The 23,109-nt window shown below is 70.8% G+C and carries 1 protein-coding gene; it reads right to left on the reverse strand.

Going from position 1 to position 23,109, the window contains the following annotated elements; all coding sequences use genetic code 11:
* On the reverse strand, nt 1-23,089 hold a 23,089-nt coding region (locus ABZ412_RS16830), incomplete at its 3' end, for a non-ribosomal peptide synthase/polyketide synthase (protein WP_357281663.1).
* Nucleotides 23,090-23,109: the final 20 nt, after the last annotated feature.

The raw sequence follows: 23,109 nt of genomic DNA on the forward strand, positions 1-23,109 counted from the left end.
ACACCAGACGGTTCACGATCGCCGAATGCGGCACCGCCACACCCTTCGGGCGACCCGTCGAACCCGACGTGAAGATCACGTACGCGGTGTTCGAATCCCGCAGCGGCGCACGGCGATCGGCGTCGGTGAGCGGCGCGGCCGAGTAGCTGGACAGGTCCAGCTTGTCGATGCGCACCTGCGCGGTGTCGACCGGCAGATCCTCGCCGGAGGTCAGGACGGTCACCGGGTCGGCGGTCTCGAGGATGTACTCGGTGCGCTCGGCCGGGTGGTCCGGGTCCAGCGGCACGTAGGCGGCGCCGGTGACGGCGACCGCGTACATACCGACGACCAGATCCAGCGAGCGGCGCATACCCAGCGCCACGAACGATTCCGCGCCCACGCCACGCTCGACCAGCCAGCGGGCCAGGCGGTGCACGCGCTCGGAGAACTCGGCGTAGGACAGACTCGTCCCCTCGAACGCGACGGCGGTCGCCTCGGGAGTCCGCTCGGCCTGCGCCTCGAACATGGCGACCAGGGTGGCGTTCTCGGCCGCCAAGCGCGGGGAGGCGGAGCGATCGGTGAGCACGGCCTCGACGTCGAAGGCGGTCTCGTTCCAGGTCTCGACGACCTGGGTGCGCTCGGCGGCGTCGACCAGCTCGATATCGCCCACGGCGGCAGCGGGATCGGTGGTGATCGCGGTGAGGACCCGGATCAGGCGGTCCGCGATGCGCTCGACGGTGGCCTCGTCGAACAGGTCGCGCAGGTAGCCCGCGCGGATGCGCAGCCGGGTGTCGAGCTGGGCGATGAGGGTGAGCGGGTAGTGGGTGGCGTCCGCGGCGTCCAGGCCGGTGACGGCCATGCCGTCGATGTCGGCGGCCTGGGACCGGATGCCCTCGGCGTCGACGGGGTAGGACTCGAACACGACCAGGGTGTCGAAGAGTCCGCCGATGCCCGCGGCCGACTGGATGTCGGCCAGGCCCATGTAGTGGTGGTCGAGCAGGTCGGCCTGCTCGCCCTGGGTGCGGGTGAGCAGCGTGCTCGCCGCCTCGGCCGGGTCGAAGGCGACCCGCACCGGCACCGTGTTGATGAACAGACCCACCATGGACTCGACGCCCGAGAGTTGCGCCGGGCGACCGGACACGGTGGTGCCGAACAGCACGTCCTCGCGGCCGGTGAGGCGGCCGAGCAGGACGCCCCAGGCGACCTGGAGCACGGTGTTCGGGGTGACGCCGAGTTCGGCGGCCAGCCCGGTCAGGCGCGCGGTCGCGGCTTCGTCCAGGTCGAAGAAGTACTCGCCGGACAGCGCGGTGATCTCGCGGCCGGTGTCGGGGCGGGTGAGCAGGGTCGGCTCGGAGACGCCGAGCAGCGACTTCTGCCAGGCCGCCAGCGACGCCGAACGATCCTGCTGCGCAACCCATTCCAGGAAGTAGCGGTAGGACCGCACCGGCGGCAGCACCGCGGTGTCGGAGTGCGTGGCGTAGAGCACCAGCAGGTCCTGCATGAGCAGCGGCATGGACCAGCCGTCGAGCAGGATGTGGTGGTTGGCCACGGCCAGCTGGTAGCTGTGGGCGTCGGTGCGCACCAGCGTGTAGCGGATGAGCGGCGGCGCGGTCAGGTCGAAGCGCTGGACGCGGTCCTCGGCGATGATCTCCGCCGCGCGGGCCGCGCGGGCGTCGGCGTCGGCGATATCGGTGAGGTCGTGGTTGGTCCACGCCACCCGCACGCCGTCGATGACGACCTGCACCGGCACGCCGGACGCGTCGTTCACGTAGGCGGTGCGCAGGATCTCGTGACGCTCGATGAGCGCCTGCGCGGCCGACCGCAGCCGGGCGGCATCGACGCGGCCCTCGAGGGTGAGCACCGCCTGCGCGGTGTACACGTCCACCGAGGTAGCGGCCAGCTGGGCGTGGAAGAGCAGACCGGCCTGCAGCGCGGACAGCGGCCACACCTGGTGCAGGGAGCCGTAGCGCTTCTCCCAGCCGTCGATGTCGCGCTGGGTGACGCGGACCAGGCCGAAGTCCGACGGGGTGTGCCCGCCCTTGGCCGAATCGGCGTGCGCGGCAACGGCTTCCAGAGCCGACACCCACAGGGCGGCGAACTCGGCGATCTCCGCGGCGGAGATCAGCGTGCTCGGGTAGCCGATCTGCGCGGTCAGCTGGTCGCCCGCGACGATGGCGTTGATGTCGATCGGGGCCATGGCGGGCATGTCGGCGTCGTAGGAGCCCGCCAGGTCGGCCAGGTCGGCCGCCGGGATCCAGCCGAAGCCGCGCAGCGCCTCGGGCACGTCGCCCTCGTTGACCCGGCCCAGGTAGTTGAAGCTGACCTGGCCCGGCAGCTGCTTGGGCAGCTGGGCGGCGGTGTCGGAGTTCATGTACCGCAGCAGGCCGTAACCGATGCCCTTGTCGGGCACCGCGAGCAGCTGCTCCTTGACCGTCTTGATGGCCCGGCCCATGGCCGCGCCGCCGGTGAGGGCGGCGTCCACATCGATCCCGGACAGGTCGAAGCGCACCGGGAAGATGGCGGTGAACCAGCCGACCGTGCGGGACAGGTCGGCACCGGGCACGACCTCTTCCTCGCGACCGTGGCCTTCCAGGCGGACGAGGGCGGACTTCTCCCCCAGGCCCTTGCCGGCGCGGAACTTGGCCACCGCCAAGGCGAGCGCGGTCAGCAGACCGTCGTTCACGCCGCCGTGGAACAGGGCGGGCACGGTGGTCAGCAGCGAGCGGGTGGCCTCGGCCGACAGCTCGACGCGGTGCTTGACGATGGTCGCGGTGACGTCGACGGCCGGGTCCATGGCGCGCTCGGTGAGCAGCGGGTCCGGGCTCTCGACGACATCGCGCCAGAACGCGAGCTCGGCGACACGCTCCTCGGTGGCGGCCTCCCGCTCGAGGGCGTGCGCCCAGGTGCGCATGCTGGTGGCGGGGGCGACCAGCTCGGGGGTCTGCCCGGCGGACAGCTGGCCCCAGGCGGCGACGAAGTCCGGCACCAGGATTCGCCAGGTGACGCCGTCGACCACCAGGTGGTGACCGGCGACGATCAGGCGTCCGGCGCGGCTGTTGTCCGAGGGCTCCAGCCACACGAACCGGATGACCTGGCCCGCGGCCGGATCCAGCTTGTCGAGCGTGGCATCCAGTGCGGCCGCGGCGATCTCGAACAGCCGCTCGTCGGTGACGGCGGCGTCGAACCCGGTGCGGTCGATCAGCGAATCCGCGTCGATGGTTCCGGGCGCGGCGGTCTCGACGATCCAGTCCGCGTCCGGCACCCGGCGCAGGCGCGCCCGCAGCATGTCGTGGCGGTCGATGACCGCGCCGACAGTGGCGGCGATGCCGGCGCGGTCGATGCCGATCGGCAGCTCCAGCGCCATGGTCTGGTTGAAGCGGCCGAACTCGCCCGGCCGTCCCGCCATGAACCGCACCACCGGGGTCAGCGGCATGACACCCACGCCACCGCCCGGGAGCTCGGTCAGCTGCGGGGCCGAATCGCCCTGGCCGTCCGAGGTTTCGGCGATGGCGGCCAGACCGGACACGGTGCGCTGCTCGAACACGTCGCGCGGCGAGAACACCACGCCGCGCGCCTTGGCCCGCGACACCAGCTGGATGGAGACGATGGAGTCACCGCCGAGCGCGAAGAACGAGTCGTCGATGCCGACCCGCTCCAGACCCAGCACCTCGGCGAACACCTCGGCGATGGTCTGCTCGAGGGCATTGCGCGCGGCCCGGAAGACCACCTCGGTGGCGAAGACCGGCTCGGGCAGCGCCCGGCGGTCCAGCTTGCCGACCGGGGTCAGCGGCACCCGGTCGATGATCATGACCGAGGACGGCACCATGTACGCGGGCAGACGCTGCTCGACGTGCGCCGTCACGGTCGCCACATCGATCGAATGACCCGGCGTGGCAACCACGTACGACACCAGCGAGGTCGCGCCCGCGGCGTTCTTGTGGCCCACGGTGACCGCGAAGTCGACCGTCTCGTGCGAGGCCAGCGCCGCGTCGATCTCACCGAGCTCGATACGGAAACCGCGCACCTTGACCTGGAAGTCGGAGCGGCCCACGTATTCGACCAGGCCGTCCGGGGTCCAGCGCACCACGTCACCGGTGCGGTACATGCGCTCGCCGTCCACGTACGGGTTGGCGACGAAACGGTCAGCGGTCAGGCCCGGCCGCGCGTGGTAGCCGCGCGCCAGCTGGATGCCCGACAGGTACAGCTCACCCGCGACACCCACCGGCACCGGGCGCAGGCGGTTGTCGAGGATCAGCGACTGCATGCCCCGGATGGGACCGCCGATGGTGACCAGGTCACCCGGCACCAGCGCGTCGCTGATGTTGGTCATGATGGTGGTCTCGGTCGGGCCGTAACCATTGTGGAAGGCACGCATCGTGCCGTCCGCCAACGGAACCGCCCACTTCTCGACCAGATCGGCGGGCACCGCTTCACCACCGGCGACCAGCACGCGCAGCGAGTCCAGGCCCGCCGGTCCGAAGGTGGACAGCGCGGCCGGGGTGATGAACGCGTGGGTGGCCCGCTCGCGGCGGATCAGCTCGGCGAGCTCCTCGCCGCCGTAGGTGCCCGGCGGGACGACCACCAGGGTGCCGCCCTTGCCGATGGCGAGCAGGAATTCCAGCATCGACGCGTCGAACGAGGGCGACGCGAAATGCAGTGCGCGCGAGGAGGAGTCGAGCGCGTAGCGCTCGGCCTGCTCGACGGTGAAGTTGGCCAGACCGGCGTGGGTGACCACGACGCCCTTGGGCACACCGGTGGAACCGGAGGTGTAGATGACGTAGGCCGGGTGCTCCGGGCGCAGCGGACGCACCCGCTCGGCGGCGTCGATCGCGGTGTCCGCGAACGCGTTCAGATCCAGATCGTCCAGCACCAGCCACTCGACCGAGTCCGGCATGTCCGCGCGCACCGACGCCACGGTGAGGCCGACCGGCGAACCGGAGTCGGTGACCATGTGGGCGATGCGGTCGGCCGGGTAGTTGGGGTCCACCGGCACGAACGCCGCACCGGTCTTGGACACCGCCCATTCGGCGAAGTAGGAGTCGTCCGATCGCGGGACGGCGACGGCGACCAGGTCCTCGGCGCCGATGCCGCGCTCGATGAGCAAGCGCGCCAGGCGGTTCGAGCGGGCATCCAGCTCGCCGTAGGACAGACTCCGGCCCTCGAACACCACCGCGGGCGCGGCGGGGTCGATGGCGACGGCGTCGGCGATCAGCTCGGGCAGGGTGCGCGCCGGGACGGCGGGCAGGCCGAACCGGGCCACCAGATCGGCGCGCTCGCCGGAGTCCAGGATGTCGATCGCGCCGACACCGATCTCCGGGTTCGCGGCGACGGCCTCGAGCACCCGCACCCAGCGCTGCGCGAACCCGGCCGCGGTGGCCGCGTCGAACAGATCGGTGGCGTAGGTCAGGGCCAGGGCCATGCCGGAGTCCTGCTCCGACAGCGTGAACTGCAGGTCGAAGCGGGAGATGTTCTCGTCGAGATCCAGCGTGGAGACCGTGAGGCCCGGCAGTTCGATGCCGGCGCGGTCCAGGTTCTGGAAGGCCAGCATGACCTGGAACAGCGGGTTGCGGGCCTGCGAGCGCTCGGGCGCCAGCAGTTCCACCAGCCGCTCGAACGGCACGTCGGCATTGCCGAAGGCGTCGAGGTCGGTGTGGCGCACGCGGTCCAGCAGGTCGGTGAACGACTCGCCGGGCTCGATGCCGGTGCGCAGCACCAGGGTGTTGACGAACATGCCGACCAGGTCGTCGAGCGCGGCCTCACCGCGACCGGCGACCGGGGTGCCGACCGCGATGTCGTCGCCGCCGGACAGGCGGGCCAGCAGCACCGCGAGGGCGGTGTGCATCACCATGAACAGCGACGAACCACGCTGGCGGGCAACGTCTTCCAGCGCCGCGATCAGCTCGGGCGACAGCGTCCGCTGCAGGGTCGCGCCGCGGTGCGAGGCGATGGCCGGCCGCGGGCGGTCGGTGGGCAGGGCCAGCTCGTCGGGCACGCCGCCGAGCACGCGCTGCCAGTAGGCGACCTGGCGGGCCATGATCGAGGACGAATCCTCTTCCGAGCCCAGCACTTCGCGCTGCCACAGCGCGAAGTCGGCGTACTGCACGGCCAGCGGGGCCCAGCCGGGCACCGCGCCCTGGGTGCGCGCGGTGTAGGCGACCATGACGTCGCGGGCCAGCGGGGACATGGAGAAGCCGTCACCGGCGATGTGGTGCACGACCACCACGAGCACGTGCTCGGTGGCGTCCTCGCCGCCCGCACGGAACAGGCGGGCGCGCAGCGGAACCTGCTCGGCCACATTGAAGCCCAGCGTGGCGAACGCGGTCACGGTGGCGGTCAGATCTGCGGGCGCGACCGTGACCGGCCGCAGATCGAGGGCGATCTCCTCGGCCGGGACGACCACCTGCGTCGGGGTGCCGCCGTGCTCGGGGTACTTGGTGCGCAGCGACTCGTGGCGGCGAACCACGTCGGCGACCGCGAGTTCCAGTGCGGCGGTGTCGAGTTCACCGGTGAGGCGGATTGCCAGCGGCAGGTTGTAGGCCGCCGACGAGGTGTCGTACTGGTTCAGGAACCACATGCGCTGCTGCGCGAACGACAGCGGCACCGGCTCGCCGGGAATCCGGGTGCGGGCGGTCAGCTTGGCGCGCGAGGCGCCGTCGGCATGCGATTCGATGCGGGCCGCGAGGGCCTCGACCGTGGTCGCCTCGAACAGGGTGCGCACCGCGACCGTCGTGTCGAGGGCCGCGCCGATGCGCGACACGACACGGGTGGCGATCAGCGAGTTGCCGCCCAGATCGAAGAAGTCGTCGTCCAGGCCGACCCGCTCCAGGCCGAGGACCTCGGCGAAGACGGCGGCGACCGTCTCCTGGGTCGGGGTCTCCGGCGCGCGGAAGGCGCGGGCCTGCGCGGCGGGGGCCGGCAGGGCGCGACGGTCCAGCTTGCCGTTGACGGTCAGCGGGATCCGGTCCAGCACCACGATCGCGGACGGGACCATGTAGGACGGCAGCAGTTCGGCCGCGCCGTCGCGGACGGCGTCCACGGCGGGCGCGACACCGTCCTGCGGCACCACGTAGGCGACGATGCGCTGATCGCCCGGCTGGTCCTCGCGCACGATGACCGCGGTCTGCGCGACCCCGGCCTGCGCCAGCACCGCGGACTCGATCTCACCGAGCTCGATGCGGAAACCGCGGACCTTGACCTGATCGTCGGCGCGGCCCAGGTATTCGAGCTCGCCGAAGCGGTTCCAGCGGGCCACGTCACCGGAGCGGTACAGGCGGGTGCCCGGCGCGCCGAAGGGGCTGGCCACGAAACGGGCCGCGGACAGGTCCGGGCGGCCCAGGTAGCCGCGCGCCAATTGGGCGCCGGCGACGTACATCTCACCCGCGACGCCGACCGGCACCGGGTGCAGGCGATCGTCGAGGACGTACACGCGCAGACCGGCGATGGCCCGGCCGACCACCGAACCGGTGGCGGCGGCGATGGTGTCGGCGTCGAGCACCCGCACCGACACGTGGACCGTGGTCTCGGTGATGCCGTACATGTTCACCAGGTACGGGGTGGAATCCCCGTGGCGGGCAACCCAATCCGAGAGGCGACGCAGCTCGAGGGCCTCACCGCCGAAGACGACGTAGCGCAGGGCCAGGTCCTGCTGGTCGCCGGCGGTGGCCGCGATGCGGTCGGCCTCGGCCAGCTGGTAGAACGCCGACGGCGTCTGGTTGAGGACGGTGACCTGCTCGCGGCGCAGCAGTTCCAGGAACTGCTCCGGGGAGCGCGACACGTAGTAGTCGACCACGACGAGCTTGCCGCCGTAGAGCAGCGGGCCCCACAGCTCCCACACCGAGAAGTCGAAGGCGTAGGAGTGGAACAGCGTCCACACGTCGTCGGGTCCGAAGCCGAACTCGCGATCGGTGTTCGCCATCAGGCGCACCACATTGCGGTGCGCGACCGCGACGCCCTTGGGGCGGCCGGTCGAACCGGAGGTGTAGATGACGTAGGCGACGTGGTCCGGGTGCAGCGCCGAACGGCGGTCGGCATCGGTGACGGGGCCGTCGGCCGCGTCCACGATGTTCCCGGCCTCCAGCGAGAAGCCGTCCAGGAGAACGGTGTTCAGCTCGGCCGGGAGTTCGACCTGCACGGTCGAGTCGGTGATCACGCTGGTGGGCTTCGCGTCCGAGAGCACGAAGGCGATGCGGTCGGCCGGGTAGGACGGATCGATCGGCACGTAACCCGCACCGGTCTTGATCACGGCCAGCAGCGCCACGACCAGGTCCGCGGAACGCGGCAGCAGCACCGCGACCAGCGACTCCGGACCGGCGCCCTCCCCGATCAGCCTGCGCGCCAGCACGTTCGCGCGGCGATCCAGCTCGAAGTAGGTGAGCTCCTCGTCGCCGAACCGCACCGCGACCCGCTCCGGGTGGGCGGCCACGGCCAGGTCGAACAGGCCCGAGATGGTGGCCTCGGACGCGGCGAACGGGCTCGCCAGCGCTTCGAGGGGGTTGGGCAGGCGCTCGGCGGCCCCGCCCAGCGCGGCCAGCGCGGCGGCCTCGGGCGCGATGCCCGAGATGCCCTCGGCGACGGCGAGTTCGGCCTCGGCGACCGCGGCGCGCGCGGTCTCGGCCAGCTCCACGATGTCGTCGCCCGCGGAGACCCAGTACTCGGCCACGTCGTGGCGTTCGCCCTCGCCCAGCAGGTCGATGTCACCGATCAGCGCCGACGGGTCCTCGGCGACGGCGCGCAGGATGCGAACCAGGCGCTCGGCGAAGGAGATGACGGTCTCGGCGTCGAACAGATCGGTGGCGTAGTTCCAGGACAGACCCAGCGACCCGTCGGCGCGCTCGCTCACCGTGAGCTGCACGTCGAACTTGGCGGTGCCCGGATCGAATTCGACGACGTCGAGGGCCAGGTCGGGCAGCTCGACGGCGGCCGCGTCCTTGGCGCTCGCGGCCTCGAAGGTCAGCGCCACCTGGAACAGCGGGTGGTGCGCCTGCGAGCGGACCGGGCTGAGCACGTCCACCAGCCGCTCGAACGGCACGTCGGCGTGCGCGAAGGCGGCCAGGTCGGTGCGGCGCACCTGCGCGAGCAGATCGCGGAAGGCCGCGTCCGGCCGCACCTCGCTGCGCAGCACCAGGGTGTTGACGAACATGCCGACCACGTCGTCGAGGGCGCGTTCACCGCGGCCCGCGATCGGGGTGCCGATGGCGATGTCGGTGGACCGCGACAGGCGCGCGGACCAGGCCGCGAGCGCCGCGTGGACCAGCATGAACAGGGTGACGTCGTGTTCGCGGGCCACGCCGGTGAGGGCGCGGTGCAGGTCGGCGTCGATGGAGAAGTCGTGCACGCCACCGGCATTGGTGGCGACCTCGGGCCGCGGCCGGTCGGCGGGCAGCTCCAGCTGCTCGGGCAGGTCGGCCAGCTGGGTGGTCCAGTAGCCGATCTGCTGGGCGGCGATCGACTCGGGATCGGTCTCCGCGCCGAGGATCTCGCGCTGCCACAGCGTGTAGTCGGCGTACTGCACCGGCAGCGGCGACCAGGCCGGGGCCTCGCCGGCCGCGCGGGACAGGTAGGCGGCGACCACATCGCGCAGCAGCGGCCGCAGCGACGCGCCGTCGGCGCTGATGTGGTGCAGCACCAGCACGACCACGTGCTCGGTCTCGCTGAGGCTCAGCACCGTGGCGCGGAACGGCAGTTCGCGGGTGACGTCGAAGAAGACGCTCGCCAGCTGGGTGATGCGCGCGGTCAGGTCGGCCGCGGTGACGGACTCGGTCCGCACCTCGAAGTCGATCTCGGACAGCGGCAGGATGCGCTGGTAGCCGTCGCCCTCGATCTCGGGGTAGACGGTGCGCAGCGACTCGTGCCGGGCCAGCACGTCGCCCAGCGCGGCGGTGAAGGCAGCCGCGTCGATGGCGCCGGTGAGCTTCAGCGCCACCGGGATGTTGTTGACCGCGGTGCGGTTGTCGAAGCGGTTCAGGAACCACATGCGCTGCTGCGCCAGCGACAGCGGCACCAGCTCCGGGCGCTCCTGGGCGACCAGGGCCGCCCGGGCGCCGGTGCCGACGCGCGATTCCAGCTGTGCGGCGAGGGAGGCCACGGTGGAGGCCTCGAACAGCGCGCGCAGCGGGATGTCGGCGTCCAGCGCCGCGGACAGGCGGGCGATCACCTGGGTGGCGATCAGCGAGTTGCCGCCGAGCTCGAAGAAGTCGTCGTCCAGGCCGACCCGGTCCAGGCCGAGCACATCGGCGATGACGCCGGCGACCGTCTGCTGCACCGGGGTGGCCGGGGCGCGGAAGGTCTTGGCGGCGAAGGTCGGCGCGGGCAGCTGCTTGCGGTCCAGCTTGCCGGAGGCGTTGAGCGGGAAGGCGTCCAGCACCATGAAGGCGGCCGGGACCATGTAGGCCGGAAGCTGTTCGGAGAGCACGTCCTTCACGGCGTCGAGGTCGAGGTGACCGTCGGCGGCGATCAGGTAGGCGACCAGCTGATCGCCGGTGCGCTCGTCGTGGCGGACCACGACCACGGCCTGCGCGACCGCGGGCAGCGCGGTGAGCGCGGACTCGATCTCGCCGAGCTCGATGCGCAGACCGCGCAGCTTCACCTGGAAGTCGGTGCGGCCCAGGTATTCCAGCTCACCGTGGCCGGTCCAGGTGACGAGGTCACCGGTGCGGTACATGCGCGCACCGTCCCCGAAGGGGTTGGCCACGAAGCGGTCCGCGGTCAGGTCGGGGCGGGCCACATAGCCGGTGGCCAGCTGGTCACCCGCGAGATAGAGCTCACCCGCGACACCCACCGGAACCGGGTTGAGGCGCGAATCCAGCACGTACACCTGGGTGTTGAACACCGGCGCGCCGATCGGCACCGAGGCGACGTCGGCGTCGACGACCTCGTGGAAGGTCACGTCGACCGCGGCCTCGGTGGGGCCGTACAGGTTGTGCAGGCGCGCGCCGGTCAGCCGGCGCAGCTTCTGCGCGGTCGGCGCGGGCAGGCCCTCACCGGAGGCGAAGACGTTGGTGAGGCTGACACAGTCGGCGGCGGCCGGCTCGGCCACGAAGACCGCCAGCATGGACGGCACGAAGTGGGTGACCGTCACGCCCTCGCGGACGATGATCTCGGCCAGGTAGGCCGGGTCGCGGTGGCCGTCCGGCTTGGCGACCACCAGGCGCGCGCCGACCTGCAAGGGCCAGAAGAACTCCCACACCGACACGTCGAAGGTGGCCGGGGTCTTCTGCAGCACCACGTCGTAGGCGGCCAGGCCGTACTGGGCGTGCATCCACACCAGGCGGTTGACGATGGCCGCGTGGCTCACCGCCACACCCTTGGGGCGGCCGGTGGAGCCGGACGTGAAGATCACGTAGGCGGTGTTGCCCGGGCGCAGCGGCGAGCGGCGCTCGGCATCGGTGACCGGGCCGTCGTCGAACGCCGACAGGTCCAGCTCGTCGATCCGAACCTGGCGGGCCTCGATGCCTTCCGCTCCACCTCCCAGCGCTTGGTCGTCACCGGAGGTGAGCACGCAGACCGGCTGCGCGGTATCGAGGATGTACTGGGTGCGCTCGGCCGGGTGATCCGGGTCCAGCGGCACGTACGCGCCACCGGCGACGGCCACGGCGTACATGCCCGCGACCAGGTCGATGGAGCGGCGCATGCCCAGCGCCACAAAGGATTCCGGTCCGACGCCCTCCGCGATGAGCCAGCGCGCCAGCTTGCGCACCCGGGCCGCGAACTCGGCGTAGGACAGACTTGTCCCCTCGAACGTGACAGCCGTCGCGTCCGGAGTCAGCGCGACCTGCGCCTCGAACAGCGACACCAGCGTCGCCGCCGCGCCCTCTTCGATCTCCGGCAGCGCGGTGTCCAGCTCGAACGCGGTCTCGTTCCAGCCGACCAGCAGCTGACGGCGCTCGGTCTCGCTCAACAGCTCGACATCGCCGACCAGCCGGGCCGGATCCGTGGCCACGGCGGTCAGCATGGCGACGAAGCGCTGCGCGAACACGTTGGCGTAGGCGGCGTCGAAAAGATCTGTCGCGTAGACGAGTTCGGCGTCCATGGCAGAGTCGCCGTCGACGACTTCGCTCAGCGTCATCTGCAGATCGAACTTGGCCGACTGCTGATCGATGGCCAGCTCGGCGACGCTCAGGCCCGGTAGCTCCAGCGAGGCACGCCCCAGGTTCTGGAACGACAGCATCACCTGGAACAGCGGGTGGCGCGCCTGCGAGCGGGCCGGGTTGAGCACCTCGACCAGGCGCTCGAACGGCACGTCCGCGTGGGCGAAGGCCTGCAGGTCGCGCTCGCGCACGGACTTCAGCAGGTCGGTGAAGCTCGCGCCGGTGTCCACCGGCGACCGCAGCACCAGGGTGTTGACGAACATGCCGACCAGGTCGTCGAGCGCCTGCTCGCCACGGCCCGCGACCGGGATGCCGACCGCGATGTCGTCGGTGCCGCTCAGGCGGGCCAGCAGCGCGGCGAAGGCGCTGTGCACCACCATGAACAGGGTCGTGCCATGGGCCTGTGCCACCCGGTTCAGTCCGGCGATGAGCTCGCCCGGCACCTGGAACCGGTGGGTGCCCGCGTCGTAGGAGGCCACGGCCGGGCGCGGGGTGGTGGACAGGCGCAGCTCGTCCGGCAGGCCGGACAGGGTGTCACGCCAGTAGTCGAGCTGCTCGGTGATGAGCGAGCGCGGGTCCTCTTCCGAGCCCAGGGTCTCGCGCTGCCACAGCGCGTAATCCGCGTACTGCACCGGCAGTTCGGTCCAGCCCGGGGTCTCGCCCTGGCTGCGCGCGATGTAGGCGGTCATCAGGTCGCGGACCAGCGGCGTCATGGAGAAGCCGTCGGCGGCGATGTGGTGGGCCACCAGGACCAGCACGTGCTCGTCGGCCGCGAGGCGGTAGGCGCGCAAGCGCACCGCGGTCTCGGTGGTGACGTCGAAGCCCTGCGCCGCGAACGCGTAGACCGCGGCGAACAGCTCGCCCTCGGTCACGTCCAGGACATCCAGCTCCGGAATGGCGCGGCCGGTGGGCAGCACCTTCTGGTAGGCGACGCCCTCGTGCGACGGATACAGGGTGCGCAGCGACTCGTGGCGCGCCATCACGTCGGCGATCGCGCCGCGCATGGCGTCGAGATCCAGTGCGCCGGTGAGCCGTACGGCCGCCGGGATGTTGTTGGCCGCCGATTCGGGATCGAACCGGTTGAGGAACCACATGCGCTGCTGCGCGAGCGACAGCGGCGGGTACTCGGGGCGGGTGCGGACCGTGAGCGCCTGGCGCACACCGGTTCCCGCGTGCGACTCCACCCGCGCGGCCAGCGCGGCCACGGTCGGGGCCTCGAACAGCACGCGCACGCCGATCTCGGCGTTCAGCGCGGCCGACAGGCGGGCGACCACCTGGGTGGCGACCAGCGAGTTGCCGCCCAGTTCGAAGAAGTCGTCGTCCACGCCGACGCGCTCGGGGCCGTTCTCCGTTCCGGAGATGCCGAGCAGGTCGGCGAAGATCTGCGCGATGATCTCCTCGATCGGGGTCGAGGGGGCGCGGAACCGCTTGGCCTCGAACACCGGCGCGGGCAGCGCCTTGCGGTCCAGCTTGCCGGAGGCGTTGACCGGGAAGGCGTCCAGCACCACGAGCGCGGCCGGAACCATGTAGGCGGGCAGCGAGGCGCTCAGCGCGGCCTTCACGCCGTCGACGTCGACCGCGGCGCCGGGCTCGCGGACCACGTAACCCACGAGCTGGTCGCCCGCGTGCGCGTCGGTGCGGACCACCACGACGGACTGAGCGATGGTCGGCTGCGCCAGCAGCGCCGCCTCGATCTCGCCCAGCTCGATGCGCAGACCGCGCAGCTTCACCTGGAAGTCGGTGCGGCCCAGGTAGTTCAGTTCACCGGCGGCGGTCCAGGAGACCAGGTCGCCGGTGCGGTACATGCGGTCGCCGGAGACGAACGGGTTGGCCACGAAGCGGTCCGCGGACAGGTCCGGGCGGCCCAGGTAACCGCGCGCGAGCTGATCGCCCGCGAGGTAGAGCTCACCCGCGACACCCGGCGCGACCGGGTGCAGACGGGCGTCGAGCACGTAGGTCTCGGTGTTCCACACCGGGCGGCCGATCGGCACGAACACGGTGTCGGCGTCCACGACCTCGTGGTAGGTGACGTCGACGGCCGCCTCGGTCGGGCCGTACAGGTTGTGCAGACGCGCGCCGGTCAGCTCGCGCAGCTTCTGCGCGGTCGGCGCGGGCAGCGCCTCACCGGAGGCGAACACCTGCCGCAGGCTGTATCCGATTTGCCCCTCCGCTTCGCTCCGGGGCTGGTTCGGGGCGCTGGAAGTCTCGTTCTTCCCTCCCTCCGCTCCTCCGCTTCGCTCCCCCGCTCCACTCAGTCCAGAACGAGACGCGCCCCGAACCTCCGAGGATTGAGCGTCCAGTGCCGACACGAACACCGATAGCATCGACGGCACGAAATGCGCGGTGGTGATGCGCTGTTCGGCGATGATCTGCGCCAGGTAGACCGGGTCGCGGTGGCCGTCCGGCTTGGCGACCACCAGCCGAGCGCCGGTCTGCAACGGCCAGAAGAACTCCCACACCGACACGTCGAACGTGGCCGGGGTCTTCTGCAATACCGCGTCGTTCGCGTCGATCGGGTACTCGTGCTGCATCCACAGCAGGCGGTTCACGATCGCGCCGTGCTCGACGGCCACACCCTTGGGGCGGCCGGTCGAACCGGAGGTGAAGATGACGTAGGCCGTGTGCTCGGGCCGGATCGCCTGTCCCCGTTCGGCATCCGTGATCGGAGCGTCGGAGTAGGCGTCCAGGTTCAGGCTGTCGACCTCCAGCACCGGCACATTGCGGCCGGTCACGAAATCGTCGCGGCCGGTGGTCAGGATGGCGACCGGCCGCGCGGTGTCGAGCACGTAGTCGATGCGCTCCATCGGCTGGTCCGGGTCCAGCGGCACGTACGCGCCACCGGCCTCCAGCACGGCGTACATGGCGACGACCAGATCCAGCGAACGCCGGATCGCCAGGGCCACCGGCGATTCCGCGGTGACGCCCTGCGCGATGAGCTTGCGGGCCAGCTTGTGCACCCGCGCCGAGAACTCGGCGTAGGACAGACCTGTCCCCTCGAATTCCACGGCAGGCGCATCGGGGCTGGTCAGAGCCTGGGCCTCGAACAGCGAGACCAGCGTGGCGGCCTCGCCCTCGGGCAGTGCGGGCAGCACCGAGGCCAGGTTGAACGCGGTGTCGTTCCAGCCGTCCAGCACCTGGTCGCGCTCACCGGCGACCAGCAGGTCGATATCGCCGAGCGGCCGATCCGGGTGCGCCACCACGGCTTCCAGGATCAGATCCAGTCGCCGCGCGAACGCCTCGATGGTGGGCTCGTCGAACAGGTCCAGCGCGTAGGAGATCTCGGCCGACATGCCGGCGTGCTCGCCGTGGTCGTCCTGCGCCTCCTGCAGGGTCAGCTGCAGGTCGAACTTGGCCAGGCGGGCGTCGTAGTCGATGCCGTTGACCGAGAGGCCCGGCAGTTCGAGGCTGGCCTGCCGGGTGTTCTGGAAGGTCAGCATGACCTGGAACAGCGGGTGGCGGGCCTGCGAACGGGCCGGGTTGATGACCTCGACCAGACGCTCGAACGGCACGTCCGCGTGCGCGAAGGCGTGCAGGTCGGTGTCGCGGGAGCGGGCCAGCAGGTCGGCGAAGGTCTCCGAGCCGTCCACCTCGGTGCGCAGCACCAGGGTGTTGACGAACATGCCGATCAGGTCGTCGAGGGCGGCCTCACCACGGCCGTGCACCGGGGTGCCGATCGCGATGTCGGAGGTGCCCGACAGACGGGCCAGCAGCACCGCCAGAGCCGAGTGCATGACCATGAACAGCGAGGCGTTGTGCCGGCGGCCCAGATCCACCAGCGCCTGCTGGGTTTCGGCGGAGATGGCGAACGGGTAGGTGCCACCCTGGTAGCTGGCCACGGCCGGACGCTGCCGGTCGGAGGGCAGCACCAGCTCGTCGGGCAGGTCGGCCAGGGCCTCGGTCCAGTAGCGGATCTGCTTGGAGATCAGCGCGTCCGGATCGTCCTCGGAGCCGAGCACCTCGCGCTGCCACAGCGCGTAATCGGCGTACTGCACCGGCAGTTCCGCCCAGGCCGGGGCCTCCCACGAGGTGCGGGCCGCGTAGGCGACCATCACGTCGCGGGCCAGCGGGCCCATGGACCAGCCGTCGGCGCTGATGTGGTGGACCACCATGCCGAGGATGTACTCGGTGTCGCTGATCTCGAAAAGCGCCGCGTGCAAAGGCACTTCGCCGGTGACGTCGAAGGCCATGGTGGCCAGCTCGACCAGGTGGTCGATCAGGTTGGACTCGGTGACCGGCACCGGGGTCAGGTCCGGCACGATCTGCGCGGCGTCGAGCACCCGCTGCACCGGGCCGTGCGCGGTCTCCGGGAAGACGGTGCGCAGCGACTCGTGCCGGTCGATGACGTCGATGACCGCGACCTGCAGGGCCGCGATGTCCAGCTCACCGGAGAGCCGGATGGCGACCGGGATGTTGTTGACCGCCGAGGCGGTGTCGAAGCGGTTGAGGAACCACATGCGCTGCTGCGCGAGGGAAAGCGGAACCTCGTTCGGGCGTTCGCGCGCCACCAGGGCCTTGCGGCCGCCGTCGCCGACATGCGATTCCACGCGGGCCGCGAGGGCCTCCACGGTGGCCGCCTCGAACAGCATGCGCACCGGCACGCGGGTGTCGAGGGCGGTCCCCAGGCGGGTCGCCACCTGGGTCGCGATCAGCGAGTTGCCGCCCAGCTCGAAGAAGTCGTCATCGACGCCGACGCGGGCGATGCCCAGCACCTCGCCGAAGATCTGGGCGATGATCTCCTCGATCGGCGTTGTCGGAGCGCGGAATTCGCGCACCTCGAACCGCGGCGTCGGCAGCGCCTTGCGATCCAGCTTGCCGGAGGCGTTGAGCGGGAACGCGTCGAGCACCATGATCGAGCCCGGCACCATGTACGCGGGCAGGGTGCGCTGCAACGAGGTCTTGACCCCGTCCAGGTCCACCGGGCCGCCGGCCACGATGTAGGCGACCAGCTGATCGCCGGCCACGGTGTCGATGACCAGCACCACGGCCTGCTGCACCTTGGGGTGGTCCAGCAGCGCGGTCTCGATCTCGCCGAGCTCGATGCGCTGACCGCGGAACTTCACCTGGAAGTCGGTGCGGCCGATGTATTCGAGAATGCCGTAGCCGATTCCGCCCGCGGGCGCGGAGCCTGCGGGGCGCCCATGGTTCCAGCGCACCAGGTCGCCGGTGCGGTAAAGGCGCGAACCCGGCTCGCCGTAGGGGTTGGCGACGAAACGCTCGGCCGACAGGTCCGGGCGGCCGAAGTAGCCGCGCGCCACCTGCACGCCGCCGAGGTACAGCTCACCCGGGACGCCCGCGGGCACCGGGCGCAGGCCCTCGTCGAGCACATAGGTCTGCGCGTTCCACACCGGGCGGCCGATCGGCACCGAGGTGACCACCGGCGCGTCGATGGCGGCGGCGGTGGCGTGCACGGTGAACTCGGTCGGGCCGTACAGGTTGTGCACGGCCGCGGTGGAGAAGCGGCGGAACGCGGTCACCGTGGCCGGCGGCAGCGCCTCACCGGCGACCAGAACCGCACGCAGGGACAGGCATTCGGACGCCGAGGCCGTGGAGGCGAACACGCTCAGCATGGACGGCACGAACGAGGTCATGGTGACCCGGTGGCGTCCGATGACCTCCGAGAGGTACATCGGGTCGCGGTGGCCGTCCGGCGCGGCGATGACCTGCTGCGCGCCGACCGCCAGCGAACCGAACAGCTCCCACACCGACACGTCGAAGGTGACCGGCGTCTTCTGCAGGATCACATCGGTGTCGTCGATGCGGTATTCGGCGGTGATCCAGGCGATCTGGTTGAGCACCGCGGCGTGCGGGATGGCCACGCCCTTGGGGCGGCCGGTCGAGCCGGAGGTGAACAGCACGTAGGCGGCATTGTCCGGGCGCAGCGGCGCGAGCCGGTCCGCGTCGGTGACCGGGGCGTCGCTGTAATCCTCGAGGTCGAGCGAATCCAGCTGCAGCACCGGGCAATCCGCGGATTCCACGGCGTCGTCGACGGTGGTGAGCAACACCACCGGCTCGGCGGTGCGCAGCACGTAGTCGGTGCGCTCGGCCGGGTGGTCGGGATCGATCGGCACGTAGCCGCCGCCCGCGGTGAGGGTGGCGTAGATGGCGACCAGCATGTCCACCGAGCGGCGAATACCCACCGCCACCAGGGACTCCGGGCCGACGCCGGTGTCGACGAGCTTGCGCGCCAGGCGGTTCACCCGGGCGGAGAACTCGGCGTAGGTCAGCTCCTCGGCGGGGCCGAACATGCTGCCGCTGCGCTCGCCCGGATCGAAGATCAGGGCGGTGGCGTTCGGCCGGATCCGGACCTGCTGCTCGAACAGGTCGAGAACCGTTGCCGCGCCACGCAGTTCGCGAGCGGTGTGGTTCCAGGCGTGCAGGACGGTCTCGCGCTCACCGGCGTCGAGGACGTCGATATCGCGGACCACGGTGTCCGGGGCGGCGACGGCGGTCTCGAGAACGCGCAGATAGCGCTGCCCGAACTCGGCGACGGTCGACGCGTCGAACAGGTCGGTGGCGTAGGACAGGATCACCGACAGCCCGCCGGGGTCGCCGCCCAGACCGCGCTGCTCGGTCAGCGTCCACTGCAGGTCGAACTTGGCGATGTCGACCTCGAGCTCGTCCGCGGAGACGGTGAGGCCGGGCAGCTCCATGGAGCCGTGCGACATCTCCTGGAACGACAGCATGACCTGGAACAGCGGGTGCCGGGCCTGTGAACGGGTCGGGTTGAGCACCTCGACCAGTCGCTCGAACGGGACATCGGTATTGGCGAAGGCCGCCAGGTCGGTCTCCCGGGTGCGGGCCAGGAAGTCGGTGAAGCGTTCCGCCCCATCCACTTCCGAGCGCAGCACCAGGGTGTTGACGAACATGCCGATCAGGTCGTCGAGCGCCTGCTCACCGCGACCGGCGACCGGGGTGCCGATGGCGATGTCGCTGGTGCCCGACAGGCGGGCCAGCAGCACGGCCAGCGCGCTGTGCATGACCATGAACAGCGAGACGCCCTGGGCGCGAGCCAATCCCGCGAGCCGGACGTGCAGTTCGGCCGGGATCTCGAAGGTGACGCGGGAGCCGTGGAAGCTCTGCACCGGCGGCCGCGGCCGATCGGCGGGCAGGTCCAGCTGATCCGGCAGCCCGGCCAGCGCCGTGCGCCAGTAATCGTTCTGACGCGCGGCCATGGAGTCGGCGTCGGATTCCGAGCCGAGCAGCTCCCGCTGCCAGAGGCTGAAGTCCTGGTACTGCACCGGCAGCGGCGCCCACGCGGGCTCCTGACCGGCGACCCGGGCCAGGTAGGCCGCGGTCATGTCGCGCGAGAGCGGACCGAAGGAGAAACCGTCGGCGGCGATGTGGTGCACCACGAACGCGACCGCGAGATCCAGTTCGCCGTCGTCGGCGACGGCATGGCGGCCGGTCTCGGCGCCGGCGGCGACCCGGTACACGCGTACCCGGATCGGCAGCTGGGTGGAGACGTCGAAGCCCGCGGACGCGAACTGCGCCAGCGCGGAGGGCAATTCGGCCGCGGCGAGGTCGTGCACCTCGATGCCGAGATCCACCTCGTCCATGGGCAGCACCTGCTGGAAGCCGCCGTCGCCGGACTCGGGGAAGACGGTGCGCAGCGACTCCTGGCGCGCCACCACGTCGGTCAGCGCCAGCTGCAGCGCGTCGATGTCGACCTGCCCGCGCAACCGCACCACGAACGGCAGGTTGTAGGTCGGGACGTTCGGGTCGAACTGGTTGAGGAACCACATGCGCTGCTGCGCCAGCGACAGCGGCACCCGTTCCGGACGCTCCCGCGCCACCAGCGGCGGCCGCGAGACATCCGCGGGCCCAGCGGCTTCCACGCGCGCGGCCAGCCCGGCCACGGTCGGGGTCTCGAACAGCGCGCGCACACCCAGGCGGGTGCTGAACGCGGCCGAGATGCGGGCCACCACCTGGGTGGCGACCAGCGAGTTGCCGCCCAGATCGAAGAAGTTGTCGTCCACGCCGACCCGGTCGTGACCGAGCACATCGGCGAACACGCCCGCCACGATCTCCTCGGCGGCGGTGCGCGGGGCGCGGTATCCGGCGGCGCCGGCGCTGAACACCGGCTCCGGCAGGCCCTTGCGGTCCAGCTTGCCGGATGTGTTGAGCGGGAACGCCTCCAGCACCATGATCGAGGCCGGGACCATGTAGGTCGGCAGCTTCTCGGCGGCGAAACGGGTCAGCTCGGCCGGATCGACGCTCTGGCCCGGGACCGGCACCACATAGGCGACCAGCTGCTGACCGGTGGCGGTGTCCATCACCAGCACGGCGGCCTGGCTGACCGACGGGTGGGCCAGCAGGTCGGTCTCGATCTCGCCGAGCTCGATGCGCTGACCGCGGAACTTCACCTGGAAGTCGGTGCGGCCGATGTACTCCAGCGCACCGGAACCGTTCCAGCGCACCAGGTCACCGGTGCGGTACATGCGCTCGCCGGTGAGCGACAACGGATTCGCGACGAAGCGGTCCGAGGTCAGATCCGGGCGACCCTTGTAGCCGCGCGCCAGCTGGCGGCCCGCCAGATAGAGCTCACCCGCGGCGCCGATGGCGGCCGGTCGCAGATGCGAATCCAGTACGTAGACTTCGACATTCCACTCGGGCACACCGATCGGCACCGTGACGGTGTCGGCGGCGGTGTTCTCCCAGTAGGTGACCGAGACCGCGGCCTCGGTCGGGCCGTACAGGTTGTGCAGGCCGGCCGAGGTGATCTCGCGGAAGCCCGCGCCGGTCTCCGGCGGCAGCGCCTCACCGATCACGAAAACGTACTTCAGCGTGGCGCACTGGGCACGGGTGGCGTGCGCGACGAACACCGTCAGCATGGACGGCACGAAGTCGGTGACCGTGACGCCGTGGCGCTCGATCATCTCCGCCACGTACAGCGGATCGCGGTGACCGTCCGGGGTCGCCACGATCAGCTTCGCGCCGACCAGCAGCGGCATGAAGTAGCCCCACAACGACACGTCGAAGGTGGTGGCCGTCTTCTGCAGGTACACATCGTCTTCGGTCATCGGATACTCGTCGAGCATCCACAGTTCCTGGTTGACGATGGCGTGGTGGGTGACCGCGACGCCCTTGGGGCGGCCGGTCGAACCCGAGGTGTAGATGACGTAGGCGGTGTTGTCCGGGCGCAGCGGCGCGCGGCGGTCCGCGTCGGTCACCGGCTCGGCGGAGTACGCCGACACGTCGAGGGTGTCGATCTCCAAGCGCCGCACGGACTCCGGCAGCTCGAGCTCGTCGCGGGCTGTGGTCAGCACGCAGACCGGTGCCGCGGACTCCAGGATGTAGGCGGTGCGGTCGGCCGGGTGGTCCGGGTCGATCGGCACGTACGCGCCACCGGCGCGCAGCACCGCGTGCATGCCCACGACCAGCTCCAGCGAACGCCGCATGCCCAGGGCCACCAGAGATTCCGGGCCGACGCCGTCCTCGATCAGGAAGCGGGCCAGGCGGTTGACCCGCTCACCGAACTCGGCGTAGGTGAGCCGCTCGCCCTCGAACTCGACGGCCACATTGTCCGGGGTCAGCGGAATCTGCTTGTCCAGCAACGCCGGCAGCGTGGTGACCGGCACCTCGTGCGCGGCGGAGTTCCACTCCACCAGGGTGCGGGTGCGCTCGGCCGCGGTGGTGATGGGCAGGCCCCACACCGGCTGCTCCGCCTCCGCCGTCAGGAAGCGGTCGAAGAACTCCAGGAAACGCGCGTGGTGACTGCGGGTCTCGTGGTCGGAGTACAGGTTGGGGTTGGTCTCGAAGTCGATGTGGTTCCGGGTGCCCTTCACCGACTGGTAGAAGTTGACGCCCAGGTCCTCGATGGAACCGGTGGACAGCACGCTGTACTCACCGGTGATGTCGCCGAGCACGACCTCGTTGTGGAACAACATGATGTTGACCCACGGACCGAAGAACTGCGAACCGACCTCGCCACCGGAGAAGTCACCGGCAGCGCCCGAGTCACGGCTCGCCATGGTGCTGTCGCGCTTGATGTCCTCGGCGCGGTAGCGCTGGTGACGCAGGGCGCCCGAGACGGCCACCGTCACCTGCGCGAGCAGATCGGTCACCGTCGAGTCGTGGCCGACCTTCAGGCGCAGCGGCACGATGTTCGAGGCCGCGCCACCGGAGCGGCGCATGATCGCGGTGGTGCGCGCGGTCACCGGGAGGCTGAGGACGACGTCCTGGGTGCCGGTCCACTGCGCGAGGTAGGCGGCGAAACCGGCGATCAGCAGTCCCGCGGGCGAGGACTCGTGGCGGGCCACGGCCTGATCCAGCAGCGAGGTCTGATCCTCGGTGAGCGCGGCCGTGGCGATCCGGTTGATCGCCGCCGGCGGCGCGGAACGTCCGGCCAGGCTGGTGCCGTCCTCGACCCCGGCGATCCGCTCGGCCCAGTACTCCTTGTCGGACTGGAAGCGGCTCGAGTCGCGGTAGGCGAACTCCTGCTCGACCAGGGTGGGCAGGTCGGTCAGCTTGTGCGGCGGGGGTTCGACGCCCTTGACGAACGCGGTGTAGACCTCGGCGACCCGGGTCATGTAGGTCACCGCGCCGAGACCGTCCAGCACGATGTGGTGGATGCGCGCATACCAGTAGAAATGGCCGTCGGCCAGTTTCAGCATGCAGGTGCGGATGAGGCGGTCGCGGGTGAGCTCCAGGGGCGCGCTGTAGTCGGCGCGCATCCAGGCGTGGGCGGCGGTGGCCGGATCGGCCTCGGCGCTCAGATCGACGTGGTAGATGGTGCGGTCCAGCGAGTGGTCCACCATCTGCATGGGCTCGCCGTCACGCTCGACGATGCGCAGGAAGCCGGAACCGAACTCCTCCGAGCCGCGCACCATGGCGGCCTCGAGCAGCGCCATGTCGAGTTCCCCGCGCAGCTCCACGAACTGGGCGATATTGATCGGAACCTGCGGGTCCAGATGCTGGGAATACCAGATGCCGAGCTGCGCCGGCGACAGCGGGAAAAGTTCGCCCGATCCCGGTGCGATTTCGCTGCCAGCTTCGCCGATGCCGCCGAAATCCAGCCGGTCCAACCCAAACCTCGCTTCCGGAA

Source organism: Nocardia sp. NPDC005746, assembly GCF_040630785.1.
In the GTDB taxonomy this organism is placed as follows: domain Bacteria; phylum Actinomycetota; class Actinomycetes; order Mycobacteriales; family Mycobacteriaceae; genus Nocardia.